Annotated in this window: 15 protein-coding genes; 4 read left to right on the top strand and 11 right to left on the bottom strand. The window is 65.8% G+C overall.

Annotated features, from left to right (window positions below):
- The first annotated feature begins 11 nt into the window (after window positions 1-11).
- Entirely contained in the window at window positions 12-1,109 is a 1,098-nt protein-coding gene (gene hemH, locus LX81_RS03120; protein ID WP_111535829.1) for a ferrochelatase, read from the top strand.
- A 67-nt stretch (window positions 1,110-1,176) separates the two neighbouring features.
- Here the strand turns inward: hemH and LX81_RS03125 are convergent, their stop codons facing one another.
- Complete coding sequence (locus tag LX81_RS03125) at window positions 1,177-1,371, bottom strand: hypothetical protein (RefSeq protein ID WP_111535830.1); 195 nt, start codon at window positions 1,369-1,371, stop codon at window positions 1,177-1,179.
- Between the two features lie 146 nt (window positions 1,372-1,517).
- Entirely contained in the window at window positions 1,518-2,084 is a 567-nt protein-coding gene (locus LX81_RS03130; protein WP_111536021.1) for a L,D-transpeptidase, read from the bottom strand.
- Window positions 2,085-2,250: 166 nt separating this feature from the next.
- Here LX81_RS03130 and dalA point away from each other — a divergent pair, with 166 nt between their 5' ends.
- On the top strand, window positions 2,251-2,793 hold the full coding sequence (dalA, locus tag LX81_RS03135) for a divisome-associated lipoprotein DalA (protein ID WP_111535831.1): 543 nt from the start codon (window positions 2,251-2,253) through the stop codon (window positions 2,791-2,793).
- Window positions 2,794-2,798: 5 nt separating this feature from the next.
- Here the strand turns inward: dalA and LX81_RS03140 are convergent, their stop codons facing one another.
- From LX81_RS03140 to hslO, 7 genes are all read right to left on the bottom strand, one after another.
- Entirely contained in the window at window positions 2,799-3,296 is a 498-nt protein-coding gene (locus tag LX81_RS03140) for a L,D-transpeptidase family protein (RefSeq protein WP_111535832.1), read from the bottom strand.
- Window positions 3,297-3,384: 88 nt separating this feature from the next.
- Complete coding sequence (locus LX81_RS03145) at window positions 3,385-4,596, bottom strand: class I SAM-dependent RNA methyltransferase (RefSeq protein WP_111535833.1); 1,212 nt, start codon at window positions 4,594-4,596, stop codon at window positions 3,385-3,387.
- Between the two features lie 4 nt (window positions 4,597-4,600).
- Complete coding sequence (locus tag LX81_RS03150; protein ID WP_111535834.1) at window positions 4,601-6,436, bottom strand: ABC transporter ATP-binding protein; 1,836 nt, start codon at window positions 6,434-6,436, stop codon at window positions 4,601-4,603.
- On the bottom strand, window positions 6,433-8,271 hold the full coding sequence (locus LX81_RS03155) for an ABC transporter ATP-binding protein (protein ID WP_111535835.1): 1,839 nt from the start codon (window positions 8,269-8,271) through the stop codon (window positions 6,433-6,435). The genes LX81_RS03150 and LX81_RS03155 overlap by 4 nt, the downstream gene beginning before the upstream one ends.
- A 94-nt stretch (window positions 8,272-8,365) precedes the next feature.
- Window positions 8,366-9,514 carry a CCA tRNA nucleotidyltransferase gene (locus LX81_RS03160; RefSeq protein WP_111535836.1) on the bottom strand — a complete coding sequence of 383 codons (1,149 nt, stop codon included), beginning with the start codon at window positions 9,512-9,514 and terminating at the stop codon, window positions 8,366-8,368.
- A gap of 139 nt (window positions 9,515-9,653) precedes the next feature.
- The gene (locus LX81_RS03165) at window positions 9,654-10,250 is read right to left on the bottom strand and encodes a CoA pyrophosphatase (protein ID WP_111535837.1); all 597 of its coding nucleotides are present in this window, start codon (window positions 10,248-10,250) and stop codon (window positions 9,654-9,656) included.
- Window positions 10,237-11,238, bottom strand: coding sequence for an Hsp33 family molecular chaperone HslO (hslO, locus tag LX81_RS03170; RefSeq protein ID WP_111535838.1), 1,002 nt, complete (start codon window positions 11,236-11,238; stop codon window positions 10,237-10,239). Before hslO ends, LX81_RS03165 begins: the two co-directional genes overlap by 14 nt.
- 86 nt (window positions 11,239-11,324) lie before the next feature.
- On the opposite strand from hslO, the gene LX81_RS03175 reads away from it, so the two are divergent.
- On the top strand, window positions 11,325-11,768 hold the full coding sequence (locus LX81_RS03175; protein WP_111535839.1) for an NUDIX hydrolase: 444 nt from the start codon (window positions 11,325-11,327) through the stop codon (window positions 11,766-11,768).
- Here LX81_RS03175 and LX81_RS03180 read toward each other — a convergent pair.
- A complete protein-coding gene (locus tag LX81_RS03180) occupies window positions 11,743-13,056 on the bottom strand; it encodes a PP2C family protein-serine/threonine phosphatase (protein ID WP_234822468.1) in 1,314 nt (437 codons plus the stop codon). The genes LX81_RS03175 and LX81_RS03180 overlap by 26 nt on opposite strands.
- Before the next feature lie 115 nt (window positions 13,057-13,171).
- On the opposite strand from LX81_RS03180, the gene LX81_RS03185 reads away from it, so the two are divergent.
- Complete coding sequence (locus tag LX81_RS03185; protein WP_170133833.1) at window positions 13,172-13,513, top strand: Hpt domain-containing protein; 342 nt, start codon at window positions 13,172-13,174, stop codon at window positions 13,511-13,513.
- Here LX81_RS03185 and ilvA read toward each other — a convergent pair.
- Window positions 13,465-14,712: a threonine ammonia-lyase IlvA gene (gene ilvA, locus LX81_RS03190; protein ID WP_111536022.1), complete on the bottom strand. Its 1,248-nt coding sequence runs from the start codon at window positions 14,710-14,712 to the stop codon at window positions 13,465-13,467. The genes LX81_RS03185 and ilvA overlap by 49 nt on opposite strands.
- Window positions 14,713-14,726: the final 14 nt, after the last annotated feature.

The raw sequence follows: 14,726 nt of genomic DNA on the forward strand, positions 1-14,726 counted from the left end.
CGGGCAAGATCATGCTGGATGCGAAGACCGAAAGCGAGTTGCCGATATTCGAGGCGGAAGGGGCCGCACGTCCGATCCATGCGGACGCGAACCATCCGCCGGTCCCGCCCGCCCGTGTAGGCGTCCTCGTGGCCAATCTCGGTACGCCCGACGGCTACGACTACTGGTCGATGCGGCGCTATCTGGGGGAGTTCCTGAGCGACAAGCGTGTCGTCGATTACTCCGCCTGGATCTGGCAGCCTTTGCTGCAGACGGTGATCCTGACGAAGCGGCCGTTCTCTTCCGGCGCGGCTTACAAGTCGATCTGGAACGAGGAGAAGGGAGAGAGCCCGCTCCTAACAATCACCCGTGCGCAGACCGAGGGACTTCGCGCCCGTGTGGCGGAACGGTTCGGCGACGACGTGCGGGTCGATTTCTGCATGCGCTACGGCAATCCTTCGACGAAATCGAAGGTGCGGGAAATGATTGCGGCGGGTTGCCAGCGGATCCTCTTCTTCCCGCTCTATCCGCAATATGCCGGTGCAACGAGCGCCACGGCGAACGACCAGTTCTTCCGCGCACTGATGGCCGAGAAATGGCAGCCCGCGGTTAGGACCGTACCGGCCTACTTCGACCGTCCGGACTATATCGACGCCCTCGCGCGATCGGTGGAGCGGGCCTGGGGCACGCTCGACACGCCCCCCGAGAAACTCGTCTGCTCCTACCACGGCGTCCCGCAACGCTACCTGATGGAAGGCGATCCCTATCACTGCCAGTGCCAGAAGACCTCACGCCTCCTGCGCGAGCGACTCGGCTGGCCGGAGGACCGGCTCGTGACCACCTTCCAGTCCCGATTCGGGCCGGAAGAATGGCTGAAGCCCTACACCGTCGAGGAGGTCGCCCGGCTGGCCGAACAGGGAGTAAAGCGGATCGCGGTGATCGCGCCCGCCTTTTCGGCCGATTGCATCGAGACGCTCGAGGAGATCAACGAGGAAATTCGCGAGAGTTTCGAGCACGCGGGTGGCGAGCACTTCACCTATATTCCCTGCCTCAACGATGACGACATCCATCTGGAGGCGCTCACCAACGTCATCGAGGATAATCTGAAAGGGTGGATCGCACCCGAATAGGGGCGGACACGAAAAAGGCGGCTGCCACGCAGCCGCCTCGCTTCAGGCCGTTTCCGGCTCGAAGGCTTCAGTCGGTCGCTGCAACCGCGGCCACGACGGCCAGAAGCAGGAGCGGGATCACGAAGCCGCCAGAGCTGCTGGGGGATTCTTCGACCATGACCGGAGCCGGCGCGGGGGCAGGCATCGGGGCGGGAGCCATGCCACCGGCGAATGCGCCGGTAGCGGCAACCGAAAGCGCGGCGGCAAGTGCGATTTTCTTCATATCATATCTCCAAGTTAGCCTGGTGCCATAGTTCACTTGAGGCGGCAGCAGGCACCCAAGACTGTACCTCGATCCCGTTTATCCGGTATCGAGGGCGGCTTGAAAATCCTGGATGGGCGTGAACGACCGGACTCCCCGAAGAGTTGTCAAATAAGCAACACCTGCGTTCCCGGACCGGTCAACGCGTAAAGCTCCGCGATATGCTCGTTGTAAAGCCCGATACATCCGTTCGAGGAGCGGCGCCCGATCTTGCGCGTGTCCTGCGTCCCGTGGATACGGTAGTATTGCCAGGAGAGGTAAAGCGCATGGGTGCCGAGCGGATTGTCGGGACCCGGACCGATGAAGTCGGGCCATTCGGGATTGCGCTCCTTCATCGACGGTGTGGGCGCCCAGCTTGGCCCTTCCACCTTACGGATCACTTCTGTCCGGCCCGTGCGCGTCAGATCGTCGGTCTGGGGCACGGAGGTTGGGTATAGCTTGTAGACCGTCTGGTCCTCGTTCCAGAAGTGCAGCGCGCGCGACGGAATATCGACGAGGATCGCACCGTTCCGGAGGGAGTCGAAATACGGCTCCCATTCGAGAACCCGGAAGCTCGACGCGTTGCGCCGCGTGATATTCGCGCCCTGTGCAAGTGCAGGGGTGGCGAGCGCGGCGGCACCCGCGGTCGCCAGGAACAAGCGACGGGTCTGACGGGCGGACGGGGAGTGGGGCATCTGGATCGCCTCGTGCAACTGGATCTCGGGGGTCGTCCTCGTTTAGTCCCACAGACCTGTTCTGACAATTCAAAGTCGCGTCAAATTCCTTTCCGCACCACCGGAAGCATTTGAACCGCCTTGTCTATGCGCGTAACGGTCCGGTCGAACACAATTGGAGGTCGCGATGCTTGCAAAAACGGCTCTGGTCGTTGCCCTCGGGATCGGCCTCGCGGCCTGTGCCGCTCCGCCACCACCGGCTCTCGGCCCGGACGGACGCCCGCTCCCGCAGCTTTACGAGATCGGTCGGGGCGATACCGACCGGATCCAGCTCAGAATGCTCGACGGGGTGAACGCGGTTCGTGATGCTGCCGGGGCGCGCCCCGTGACGCTCAACGCCGAACTGACCGCGGCCGCGGCTACCCATTCGCGCGACATGAGCCTGCAGAACCGGCCCTGGCATTTCGGATCCGACGGATCCTCCCCGGTCGACCGGGTCAGGCGAGTAGGATACGGCGGCGCGATGCTGGGCGAGAACATCTCCGAGACCTACGAGACGGAGCTCGAGACCCTCGCAGCGTGGATGGAGGATCCTGACACACGGGAGATTCTGCTCGATCCCCGCGCGCAAGATCTGGGCTTCTCGTGGTTCCAGGAGCCGTCCGGCAAGATCTGGTGGACGCTCGTCACCGGTCGTCCGGGCGGCGATCTGGTCGCCTCCGCCTTCTAGCCGCCTCAGGGATAGATCGAGATGGGCGTCCCGTCGGATACCATGGCGTAGATGTCTTCCATCTGCCGGTCGGTGACCGCGACGCATCCGAACGTCCAATCGCGCGGCGCGCCTTTCTGGTAGCTGGGCCCGCGTCCATGGATGAAGATGTTGCCGCCCGGACGCTTGCCCATCGCGGTCGCGCGGGCAACATCCACGCGGTTCGGGTAAGAGATGCCGATCGACAGGTGGAAGCTGCTGTTCGGATTGCGCTTGTCGATGAAATAGTGGCCTTCCGGCGTGCGGCCGTCCCCTTCGAACTGCTTGTGCCCTTCCGGTGCAAAGCCGAGGCCCACGTCGTAGCTTTCGAGGATCGTGTTGCCATGCAGGAGATGCAGACGCCTGTCGTTCTTGAAGAGCAAGACCCGCGTCACCTGTGGCCCGTCATAGCCGCGAAACTTCGTTGCGCAGCCCGCGAGCGTGAGAAGCGCCAACGCGCAGAGAAGTGCCCTGAGGATCGTCATTTTGCCCGGCCTCTTTTTTTCTCCCGACATACCGCATTCGACGGCACCCGGAAACTAGAGCCTGCGTGCTTAACGGATCCCTAAGCGGTCAGCGGGTCAAAGAGGCCACGATCTCGACATGCGGGGACCAGCGGAACTGATCGACGACCCGGATTTCGTTAAGCCGGAAGCCGGCTCGAACGAGGATTTCGGTATCACGTGCGAACGTGACCGGGTTGCAGGACACCGAAGCGATTCGCTTTAGTCGAGATCCGGCGATCTCGCGCATCTGCGCCTCCGCGCCGGCGCGAGGCGGGTCGACGACCGCGGCGTCGAAGCGGTCGAGTTCTGCGGCGAGCAGCGGACGGCGGAAGAGGTCGCGCCGTTCCGTGCGGAGCGCATGGCGCCCTGCAGCGTTACGCCAGCTCTTTTCGAGCGCGACGAGGAGGGCCGCATCCCCTTCCACGGCATGGATCTCCGCATGTCTCGAAAGCGGCAGGGCGAAAGTGCCGCATCCCGCGAAGAGATCGACGATCCGGCTCGCGCCCGAGAGCGCCGCCTCGACGGCGGCGGTGAGCGCGACCTCTCCCGCTTTCGTGGCCTGGAGGAAGGCGCCGGGCGGCGGAACGATGGTTGCGTCGCCGAAGGATTGCACGGGGGGACGCGCCGCGTAGACCGGCTCTCCTTTCCAGACGAGGCGGGCGAGATCGGCGCGGAGCGCAATCTCCGTCAGACCCTCCCCGAGTGCTGCGTCCACGGGCTTGCCGTTCGTTACCGTGAGGTCGAGCCCGGCGGGACCGGCGGTCACCGCCACGGACAGCTCAGCCTTGCGTGACGCACCGAGGCGGGCGAGCGCCTCGATATGGGGAAGCGCGGCGGTGATCTCGGGCACGACCACGCGGCAATCGGGAATGGGCGTCAGCGTGTCGGAAGCGCGCGCATGGAATCCCGCGAGCGCGCCCTGCTTCGTGCGGCGTGCCGCGAGCGTGGCGCGCCGTCGGCTCCGCTCGGGAGAGGTGGCGATCCCGGCGATCGGGGCGGGCAGGCCACGCGCGGCGAGAGCGGTACGGACCACCTCCACCTTCCACTCCGCGACGAAGGCGTCATCGGCATGGAGGAGCGCGCAGCCCCCGCAGGCGGCGTAATGCGGACAGGCAGGTTTTACCCGGCGGGGTGAGGGGTCAAGGATTCGCGGGCGGTCGATACGACCATCCGTCGCCTCTCCCTCGATCTCCTCTCCGGGAAGCGCGCGGGGCACGCGCAGTGACCCGGCGATACCGTCGCCCCGATGGCCGAGCCGTTCGATCCGGACCCGTTCCATCCCGCTACTCGGCAGCGTCTCTGAAATCGAGGAAACCGCCCGATTGCCGCTGCCAGTAGCGCGCATAGACCCCGTCCGCGGCGAGAAGGTCGGCATGGGTTCCCTCTTCCACTATACGGCCCGCCTCAAGCACCACGATGCGATCCATTCTTGCGATGGTCGACAGGCGATGCGCGATCGCGAGCACCGTCTTGCCCTCCATCACCCGCTCCAGCGCGGACTGGATCGCGGCCTCGACCTCCGAATCAAGCGCGGAGGTCGCCTCGTCGAGAACGAGGATCGGCGCGTCCTTCAGGATCGCACGGGCGAGCGCGATGCGTTGACGCTGACCGCCCGAGAGCTTGACGCCCCGCTCGCCTAGATGGGCCTCGTAGCCACGGCGCCCCTTGAAATCCTGGAGCGCGAGGATGAAGTCGTGCGCCTCCGCCTTCCGTGCGGCGGCGACGATCTCCTCCTCCGACGCGCCGGGATTGCCGTAGAGGATGTTGTCGCGGGCCGAGCGGTTGAACATCGCCGTCTCCTGCGTGACCATCCCAATCTGGCGCCGCAGGCTTTCCTGCGTGATGTCGCGGATATCGCGGCCGTCAATCCTGACCGCACCCTCCTCGGTCTCGTAGAGGCGCAGAAGAAGCGCCACGAGCGTCGACTTGCCAGCGCCGGAGGCCCCGACGATGCCCAGCTTCTCACCCTCTCGGATCGTCAGGTCGATGCCGCGGATGCCGCCTTCCTCCCGCCCGTAGGTGAAGGTCACGCGGTCGAAGGCCACTGTGCCCGCCTCGGTGATCTCGGCCGCGCCCTTGCGGTCGACGAGCGTATGAGGCGGCGTGAGCGTGTGCATCCCGTCCTCCACTTCACCCATGTTGGCGTAGATGCCCATCAGCGTGAAGGAGACCCAGCCCGTCATCTGCGCGATGCGGATCGCGATGGCACCCGCCGCGGCGATGTCGCCCGCGCTCGCGGCGCCCACGGACCAGAGCCATAGCGTACCCCCGATGAGGAGAACCGGGAGCACGCCCGCGAGTGTCATCAGCGAGAACCGGAACGCGGCGGAGACGAGGCCGAAATCGATCACCCGGTCGCGGAACGTGTTGATCGCGCCGAGTGCTGCGCGATCTTCGTGGTCGGCATGGGCGAAAAGCTTCACTGTCTTGATGTTGGTGATCGTGTCGACGACCTGCCCCGAGACCATGGCGCGGGCCGCCGCGCGTCCCTGGGCTCGCACGCGGATGCGCGGCATGAACCAGCGGATGAGGGCGAGATAACACGCGAGCCAGGCGGCGAGCCCGATCGCCATCCAGCCGTTGATCGTGGTCAGGAACAGAGCCGATCCGATGAGGCTCGCGAGGGCGAAGAACACGGTGTTGATCGTCTCCGACGCGACGTCGGTGATGGCGCGGCTCGTCTGCATCTGCTTCTGCGCGATGCGGCCGGCGAAATCGTCGTCGAAGAACGTGACGGCCTGGCCGAGCGTCCAGCGGTGCAGGCGGCTCAGGACGAGGGGATTGACGTTCGGAGAGACGATGACCGAGTTCGCCGTGGCGCTGATCCCGAAAAGGAGCGGGCGCAGGATCAGGAAGAAAGCGGCCGTGCCCGCGAGCAGCCAGAGATTGTCCGCGAAATAATCGGTCACCCCGGTATCGAGAGCCGAGTCGACGACGACGCCCAGAAGGAGCGCCGTGATCACCTCGGCCGTTCCGGCGGCCGCCGAAAGCGCGGCGGAGATCGTCAGCCACTTCCACGATCCCGAAAGCGCCCAGTGGAGGAACGCGCCGATGCTCCGCGGCGGTGCGCCGTCGGCGGGGAGGAAAGCGTCGATGAGCGAGGAGAGCGATCGGATCATGCGGTCTTTTCCGTGTGGATGAACCCGCCGGATTGCCGGGCCCAGAACTGCGCGTAGAGACCGCCGCGAGCGAGCAGGGCGGCATGCGTCCCCTCCTCCACGATCCGGCCCTCGTCGATCACCACGATCCGGTCCATCCGCGCGATGGTCGACAGGCGGTGGGCAATGGCGATGACCGTCTTGCCCTCCATGACACCGTAGAGAGTGTCCTGGATCGCGGCCTCGACCTCGCTATCTAGCGCGCTCGTCGCTTCGTCCAGTACCAGGATCGGCGCGTCCTTCAGGATCACGCGAGCGAGCGTGATCCGCTGGCGCTGCCCGCCCGAAAGTTTCACCCCCCGTTCGCCCACATGCGCGTCGTAGCCCTGCCGCCCTTCCCCGTCGCGGAGCGAGAGGATGAACTCGTGCGCTTCCGCATGCCGCGCGGCGCGGATCATGTCCGCCTCCGAAGCCTCGGGGCGCCCATAGAGGATGTTGTCGCGCACGGAGCGGTGCAGGAGTGCTCCGTCCTGCGCGACCATGCCGATGGCACGCCGCAAGCTCGCCTGCGTGACGGAGCTCACGTCCTGCCCGTCGATCGTGATGCGCCCGCCTTCGGTATCGTAGAAGCGCAGGAGAAGCTTGACGAGCGTCGACTTGCCGGCGCCGGAGCGACCGATGATGCCGACCTTCTCACCCCCAGCGATGCGCAGCGTGAGGTTCTCGAGCCCCCCCTGCCCCACGCCGTAATGGTGGCGCACTCCCTCGAAGGCGACGTCACCGCGCGTCAGTCCAAGTTGCCGTGCGGCCGGGTCGTCGGTGAGCGTGACGGGCTGGGCGATCGTCTCCATGCCTTCCGAGATCACGCCCAGATTCTGGAAGAAGGACGAGAGCGCCCACATGATCCAGCCCGTCATCGCGTTCAGGCGAAGCGCGAGCGCGGTCGCTGCGGCGACGACGCCGACGGTGGCGCTGCCCCCGACCCAGAGCCAGATGCCCCAGCCGACCACGCCGACGATGAGAAGACCGTTCAGGAGATTCAGCGCCACGTCCATGATCGTGTAGAGCCGCATCTCCCGTGCGAAGGTCCTGCGCGCGGTCTCGATCGCCTCGCGCCCATATTCGAGCTCTTGGTCGTGATGCGCGAAGAGCTTGACGGCGTGAATGTTGGTGTAGCTGTCAACAACGCGGCCCGTCACCGCGCTCCGCGCGTCCGAGGACGCCTTGGAGGCCGGACCGATCCGCGTCATCGTCCAGCGCACGAGAAGACCGTAGAGCCCCGCCCAGATCAGGAGCGGCAGGACGAGGAGCGGGTCGGCATCGGCGAGGAGCACGGCGGCCCCGACGATATAGGCCAGCGCAAACGTGATCGCGTCGAAGATCTGGAACACCGCCTCCCCCGCGGCCGGGGGCGTCTGCATGATGCGGTTGGCGATCCGGCCCGCGAAATCGCCCTCGAACCAGCCCACCGATTGCCGGAGCACGTGGGAATGCGCCCGCCACCGGAAAAGCGTGCCGTAATTGGGCATGATGGCATTGTTGAGGACGAACACGTTGAGCGCCTGCACGGCAGGACGCAGGGTGAGGATCGCGATGGCGACGGCCAAAAGTTCCGCCCCGTGGCGCGACCAGACCTCTGCCGGATCGCCCTGCAGCAGGTCCACCACGCGGCCCATATAGGCGATGAGCCCGATCTCCACCGCCGCTACCGCGATCGAGGAAAGCGCGGCCAAGACGAAGACCCGGTGGAACGGCACCGAATAGGCGCGCATGAACGGCCAGAGGCGACGCGGCGGCGCGTCGTCGGCCTCATACGGTGTATAAGGATCGACCAGATTCTCGAAGAAGCGGAACATCGGGGCCTCTCGGCTTGCCACGGGCCTATAGCCGGAATGGCACGGAAGGGGAACACCCCGGACCGGAGGCATTCGGCCGCGTGGCGCGGGAGGCTCAACCCAGGAGGTCGTCGCGCCCGAGGGTGAAGCCGGAGGCGATCCAGCGGCGTTCCGCCTCCGCAAGGCCCGCACCGATCTCCGGCCCTTGCACCTTGTCCGCGAAGTCGCGCCCGGTGACGGGCAGGATTGCGCCCGCTCCGCGGTCGAGCCGCGCTTCGAGGTCCGCGGGAAGCGGGGCTTCGAAACTCGCGGCGCGTAGCAGCTCCACATCGCGGGCGGCCTCGCGCCCATGCCGCCAGGAGAGTTCCGCCGTACCGGCGGCGCTACCGATCTCCGTGCGCAGAAGGTCGAGTGCCTTCGTTTGTCGCCGCGACAGGCGCAGGCGCTTCGCGGCCTCCTCACCGCCCAGTGCCGCGAGGCGCCGGATCGGGTCCGGCGCGGCGCCCGCGAGCTCCTCCATGTGGACGAGGAGGGTAAGCGTGGCGGTTTCCGCACCGGGCAGGAGACGCGCGAGAATTCCGGCCTGTGCCATCGCACCAACCGAAGGCGCGGGATCGGGAGCGGCGAGGAGCTTCAGCATCTCCTTGCCGACGCGCTCCGCGGAGAGACGATCGAGCCCGTCCGCCCCCTCCGCACAGGCCGCAAGCGCCTCGGCGTCAAGCCCTTCCATCGGATCGCCGTACCAGGCGTGGAAGCGGAAATATCGCAGGATCCGCAAGGTATCCTCCGAAATCCGGGCGCGTGCATCTCCTACGAAACGGACCCGCCGCGCGCGGAGATCGTCGAGGCCGCCCATAGGATCGACAACCTTTCCGTCCGGCGCGGCGTAAAGGGCGTTCATGGTGAAGTCGCGCCGCGCCGCATCCTCCGCGACGTCGGTGGAGAAGGCGACTTTCGCGTGGCGCCCGTCCGTCTCCACATCGCGGCGAAAGGTCGTGACCTCGAGCGGGCCCGCCTCTGTCACGATCGTCACGGTGCCGTGCTCTAGGCCGGTCGGGACCGCGCGGAACCCGGCTTCCTCCGCAATCTCAATCACCCGCTTGGGCCGGGCATCGGTCGCGATATCGATATCGTCGACCTCGCGACCCAGAAGCGCGTTGCGGACGCAGCCCCCCACGAAGAACGCGGCATAACCGGCAGATCCGAGGGCGGAGAGCAAAGCCTGCACCGGCGCGGCCTCGCGCCAGGGGCCGGTGGCGATCACCGCGCAACGCCCGGAGGGCAAGTGCTTCGATCACGGCTCGGCGGCCCCGGTGGCGTGACGCTGGACGCCGGACGCGCACGCGGAGGTCGTCCCGGACATGACCCGGGACCTGTCAGGGCAGAGCCGGGAACACGTGGGTTCATTTCGAGAACCGGTGAGCGAGACCGCGCAGGATCCGGGCGGTGGCCCCCCAAATGTAGAAAGGCCCGTACGGCACGGCGTAGTAGCGTCGCTCAGTGCCGCGCCAGAGCCGCGTCATGACCATGTACCGCGCGGGATCGACCACGTGGTCGAACGGAACGTCGAAAATCTCCGCCACCTCGCCCGGCTCCGCGACCGGAGCGAAGGGCCTGGTGATCAGTGCGAGGACCGGGGTGATCGTATAGCCCGTGACAGTCTCGTGCGCGGGCAGCGTACCCAGCACCTCCGCCGCGTCCCGGGGCAGTCCGATTTCCTCGCCCGCTTCCCGAAGCGCCGCATCGATCGCGTCGGTATCGCCCGGATCGATCTTGCCGCCCGGAAAGGCGATCTGCCCTGGATGCTGGCTGAGCGTGGCCGCGCGCTTGGTCAGCACGATGCTGCGCCTCCGCGGGTCGACGGCGACGAGGACGCCCGCGCCGGTCAGGGCGCGTTGCGCCGGCAACAAGGCGTTCGCGTTCAGGTCGAAATCGCTCGACGGTTCGCTGTCCTGTCCGAGCGCGCGGACAAGACGGTCGCGCAGGTCATCCCCGCGCATCTGGGGCGATCTCTGCCTCGAAGCCCAGCGTGCGGGGGTCGAACTCGTAGTGAGCCCCGCAGAACTGGCAATCGGCGGTGACGACGCCGTCTTCGGTCGTCATCTTCTCGATGTCCTTGGCGGAATAGATCGACAGCGTCTGACGCACCTTGTCGGCCGAGCAGGTGCAGCCGAAATTCACCGGCTGCGGATCGAAAACCCGCGGCGCCTCCTCGTGGAAGAGCCGCACGAGCAGATCGGTCGGTTGCACATGCGGTCCGACGAGCTCCGTCTCCTCCACCGTGTCGAGAAGCAGGTTGGCACGGGTCCAGTCCTCCGCCTCGTCGCCATCGAGTATGTCGTCCGCGGCAAGCAGCCCCTGTTCGCCGGTACCGCCCTCTCCGCCCATGAGCGGCGAGGCCTTGGGCATGTGCTGCAGCATGATGCCGCCCGCGCGCCACTGCGCCTCCGTACCCGGCGCCTGCGAGCGCCCGAAGGACAGCGCGAAGCGTGTGGGAAGCTGCTCGGATTGCGCGAAATAGGTCTCCGCACAGGACGAGAGGGAACCGCCCGCGATCGGGGTGATCCCCTGATAGGGCTGCGTCCCCTCGCCCTGATCGAGCAATACGGCGAAGTAGCCCTTGCCGATCTGTGGGAACGGATCGCCCTCGGGATCGAGCTTGTCGGCGTCATAGCTCGCATAGGCGCGCACACGGGCGGGCGTGCCGTCATCGCCGGGCGCGAAATAGTCGGTAGCCACAAGCCGGCAGGGGCCATCGCCGCGGACCTGAAGCGAAAGCTTCCATCTAAGCTTGATCGTCTGGCCTATCAGCGCGGTCAGGAGCGCCGTCTCCGCGATCAACGCTTCGATCGCGGGAGGATAATCGTGCTGCGCCAGCACTTCCTCGAGCACCCCGTCGAGGCGCGCCACCCGGCCGCGGATATCCGATTTGTCGAGCTGGAACGGCAGAACGGTATCGTCCCAGGCGATTTGCGATCCGAGGCTCATGGGGTTCCTTCGTGCTGTCCGACTTGGCATACCGGGCCTATATAGAGCCGATCGCACGGGCTTGAACCCCGGGAAATGACGGAACGATGACACGAATTTACGGTCCGAACCCGGATCCGGCCCGCCGCTATACCCCGCGGCACGGCGCCTATGGCGTTCTCGAGCGCGAGGGACTGGTCCTGCTGACGCTGCAGGAGGAGCCGCAGATGGAGTTTCAGCTCCCGGGCGGCGGCATCGATCCGGGCGAATCCCCTCTTCGCGCGCTCCATCGCGAGGTCATGGAGGAAACGGGCTGGCGGATCGCCGCGCCCCGCCGGCTCGGCGCGTTCCGGCGCTTCACCTACATGCCCGAATACGATCTCTGGGCCGAGAAAATCTGCCACATCTATGCTGCCCGGCCGATCCTGCGTCATGGACCGCCATCCGAACCCGGCCACCATGCCGTCTGGATGGCGCCGGAGACGGCTTACGATCTCCTGGGAAACCGGGGCGACGCCGCCTTCCTCAAGAGTGCTCTTCGGGTGAGGTGAGATCCGGCGAGGGGGACGATCCCGCGTATTCGACGAGCAGGCCAGAAAGATCGTCGGGTAGGTCGGCATCGTTGACGAGCGCGCTCAGTTCCCATTTCAGGGCGTGCAGCAGGCGATCGCCGACCTCGTGTCGGTAGCGCCGCATGAACTCGGCGAGACCCTCCTCCTCAAGCATGACGCCGTCGTCGGTCGGGCATTCGGTAAGTCCGTCGGAATAAAGCAGCAATCGGTCCCCGGGGGCGAGATCGAACTCGAACGTCTGGAACTCGGCACTATTGATGAGGCCAATGGGCATGCCGCCTTCACCGATGAAATCGATCTCCCCGTCGGCACGCTGGATGAGCGGATGAGGATGGCCTGCCTGACACATCTGACCCCGGCCGGTCTGCAGGTCGATTTCGCCGATCGCCATCGTGAAGTAATGCACCGTATCGATCTCGGCGATGAACATGTCGTTCATCTTCTCGCAGATCTCGTGCGGCGGACGCATCGCGATCTCCGGGCCATCCCATCGCAGCGCGATATTCTGATCCGGCGTGTTTCCGGTGAGCCAGGAGGAAAGTCGGGCCGTCAGGAGCGCCGAGGCGATGCCGTGACCGGAGACGTCGAGAGAGAAGACCCCGATTCGCGACGGCCCCGTCGGGAAGCTGCCGACGAGATCGCCGCCGACATGGCCGGAGGGTTGGAGCAAGAACGAGACGGTGCCCGCCTGGTGGCGCACGGTCGTGCGCGGAACGAGCGACATCTGCAGCTTCCGCGCCTCGATCAGGTCGCGGTCGAGCGCGGCATGCAGCGCCCGCATCTTCTCGAGCGTCTCCGTGACAAGGCGATTCTTCTCCGTAAGCTGGCGCTCGACATCGAGGAGCCGTCGCCCGGCGGCGATCCGGCCCAGCAATTCCTCTGCGCTGACGGGCTTGCTGAGAAAATCGTCCGCACCCTCGCGGAGCGCATGGGCCAGTTCGCCCTTCTCCGATTTCGAAGTCAGGACGATGAAATAGACGTATTGTGCCGCGCTGAGTTCACGGACGGCGCCGCAGAGCTCGATTCCCGTCATGCCCGGCATCATCCAGTCCGAAAGCACGATATCGGGCAGCGTTTCCCGGCAGTAGGCGAGCGCTTCCTCCGCATCGCCCGCCTCGGCCAGTTCGAAGGACAGCCCCTGCAGGGACGACATCAGGATGCGACGTTGAAGACGACTGTCATCGACCACGAGAATGCGAAGCGGACGATCATCCATAGCGCCGTGACGGGCTATGCCGGTCTCCTCGCAAGCGTCGTCGTTCGTCATGTCGCCACTCATGTCCATACCACCCATTACGCTCACCTGACTTAATCAACTGTGAACGCCGCTGGTTACGGAACCTTAAGGAGCGCGGGATTAGGTAGGTGCGATGGAGGCTGCCATGCTGGATTGCACACGTATCGCGATGTTGCGGGACGATTTCGGTGAAGAGGGTTTCGCCGAGGTCATCGAAATATTCGCCGAGGAAACCCGGCCGGTGATCGCCGGGCTGCCGGGATCGACCGATCTCGCGGCCGATCTGCACTTCATCAAGGGCGGTGCGGAGAACATGGGCTTTCGCGAATTGTCGCTGCTCTGCAAGCGCGGCGAGCAGGCGGTCCGGCAGGGCGGCGATGTCCAGATCGACGCGATCGTCGAGTGCTTCGATGCGTCGCTCGTGGCTCTCAACGACAATCAGATCAGGAATTCGGAAAGCGTCGCGTCGTCGGTGATGTCGCGGTAGGCGAAGCCCGCCGCATCGAGACGTCCGAAGAGCGTGGCGAAGTTCGCAGCGTGCTCGGTCTCGATCCCGATGAGAACCGACCCGAAATTCCGTGCCGATTTCTTAAGATACTCGAACCGCGCGATGTCGTCCCCCGGGCCCAGCATCTCGAGGAAGTCACGCAACGCGCCGGGACGCTGCGGCAGGCGCAGGATGAAGTACTTCTTCACGCCCGAATAGCGTTGCGCCCGCTCCTTCACTTCCGGTAGCCGCTCGAAGTCGAAGTTCCCGCCCGAAGTCACGCAGACGACACGTCGGCCACGGATCCGCTCGGCGAGATCGGGCAATACGTCGAGGGCGAGCGCGCCCGCGGGCTCGAGCACGACCCCCTCCACGTTCAACATCTCGAGGATCGTGGTGCAGATCCGATCTTCCGGGGCGGCAAACACATTCGCGGGATCGACATCCGACAGGATCCGAAACGTCCGCTCCCCGATCCGGGCCACGGCGGCACCGTCGACGAAGCTGTCCACTTTCGGAAGCGTCACAAGCTCGCCGGCATTGAGCGACGCCGCGAGGCTCGCGCCTCCCGCGGGTTCCACGAAGACGAGTTCCGTCCCCGCACCCATTTCGTCGAAATAGCGCTTCATGCCCGAGGAAAGTCCGCCGCCGCCCACGGGCAGGATCACCATGTCGGGCGGCAAGCTCAGCTCGTCGAGCATTTCCACCCCCACCGAGGATTGCCCCTCGATCACGTGGTCGTCGTCGAAGGGCGAGAGGAAGTGCCCACCATTCTCGGCGCAGAACTGCTGAGCGGTCCTGAGCGTATCGTCGAAATAGTCGCCGGTAAGGCGCACCTCCACCGCATCGCCGCCGAAGGTCTTCGTCTTGCCGATCTTCTGCTGGGGCGTGGTTATCGGCATGAAGATGACGCCCCGCACCCCGAAATGGCGGCAATTGTAGGCCACGCCCTGCGCATGGTTGCCGGCCGATGCGCACACGAAGAGCGTCTGGTCGGGATCGGCTTCGCGTGCCTTGCGCATCGCGTTGAAAGCACCGCGGATCTTGTAGGAGCGGACGGGGGAGAGGTCCTCGCGCTTGAGCCAGATATCCGCGTCGTACTTCGCGCTGAGATAATCGTTGCGCAGGAGCGGCGTGGCCGGAAACAGCCCACGCAGGCGGGCGGTCACGGCAAGGGCGGTGTCGGCAAAGTCAGACATGCGCGTCACATGGC

The organism is Palleronia aestuarii (assembly GCF_003253995.1).
Lineage (GTDB): Bacteria > Pseudomonadota > Alphaproteobacteria > Rhodobacterales > Rhodobacteraceae > Palleronia > Palleronia aestuarii.

Excerpts from the sequence above, each read along its gene's own strand:
- hemH (WP_111535829.1), top strand. The coding sequence starts at position 12 with ATGCTGGATGCGAAGACCGAAAGCGAGTTGCCGATATTCGAGGCGGAA.
- LX81_RS03125 (WP_111535830.1), bottom strand. The coding sequence starts at position 1,371 with ATGAAGAAAATCGCACTTGCCGCCGCGCTTTCGGTTGCCGCTACCGGC.
- LX81_RS03130 (WP_111536021.1), bottom strand. The coding sequence starts at position 2,084 with ATGCCCCACTCCCCGTCCGCCCGTCAGACCCGTCGCTTGTTCCTGGCG.
- dalA (WP_111535831.1), top strand. The coding sequence starts at position 2,251 with ATGCTTGCAAAAACGGCTCTGGTCGTTGCCCTCGGGATCGGCCTCGCG.
- LX81_RS03140 (WP_111535832.1), bottom strand. The coding sequence starts at position 3,296 with ATGACGATCCTCAGGGCACTTCTCTGCGCGTTGGCGCTTCTCACGCTC.
- LX81_RS03145 (WP_111535833.1), bottom strand. The coding sequence starts at position 4,596 with ATGGAACGGGTCCGGATCGAACGGCTCGGCCATCGGGGCGACGGTATC.
- LX81_RS03150 (WP_111535834.1), bottom strand. The coding sequence starts at position 6,436 with ATGATCCGATCGCTCTCCTCGCTCATCGACGCTTTCCTCCCCGCCGAC.
- LX81_RS03155 (WP_111535835.1), bottom strand. The coding sequence starts at position 8,271 with ATGTTCCGCTTCTTCGAGAATCTGGTCGATCCTTATACACCGTATGAG.
- LX81_RS03165 (WP_111535837.1), bottom strand. The coding sequence starts at position 10,250 with ATGCGCGGGGATGACCTGCGCGACCGTCTTGTCCGCGCGCTCGGACAG.
- hslO (WP_111535838.1), bottom strand. The coding sequence starts at position 11,238 with ATGAGCCTCGGATCGCAAATCGCCTGGGACGATACCGTTCTGCCGTTC.
- LX81_RS03175 (WP_111535839.1), top strand. The coding sequence starts at position 11,325 with ATGACACGAATTTACGGTCCGAACCCGGATCCGGCCCGCCGCTATACC.
- LX81_RS03180 (WP_234822468.1), bottom strand. The coding sequence starts at position 13,056 with ATGACGAACGACGACGCTTGCGAGGAGACCGGCATAGCCCGTCACGGC.
- LX81_RS03185 (WP_170133833.1), top strand. The coding sequence starts at position 13,172 with ATGCTGGATTGCACACGTATCGCGATGTTGCGGGACGATTTCGGTGAA.
- ilvA (WP_111536022.1), bottom strand. The coding sequence starts at position 14,712 with ATGTCTGACTTTGCCGACACCGCCCTTGCCGTGACCGCCCGCCTGCGT.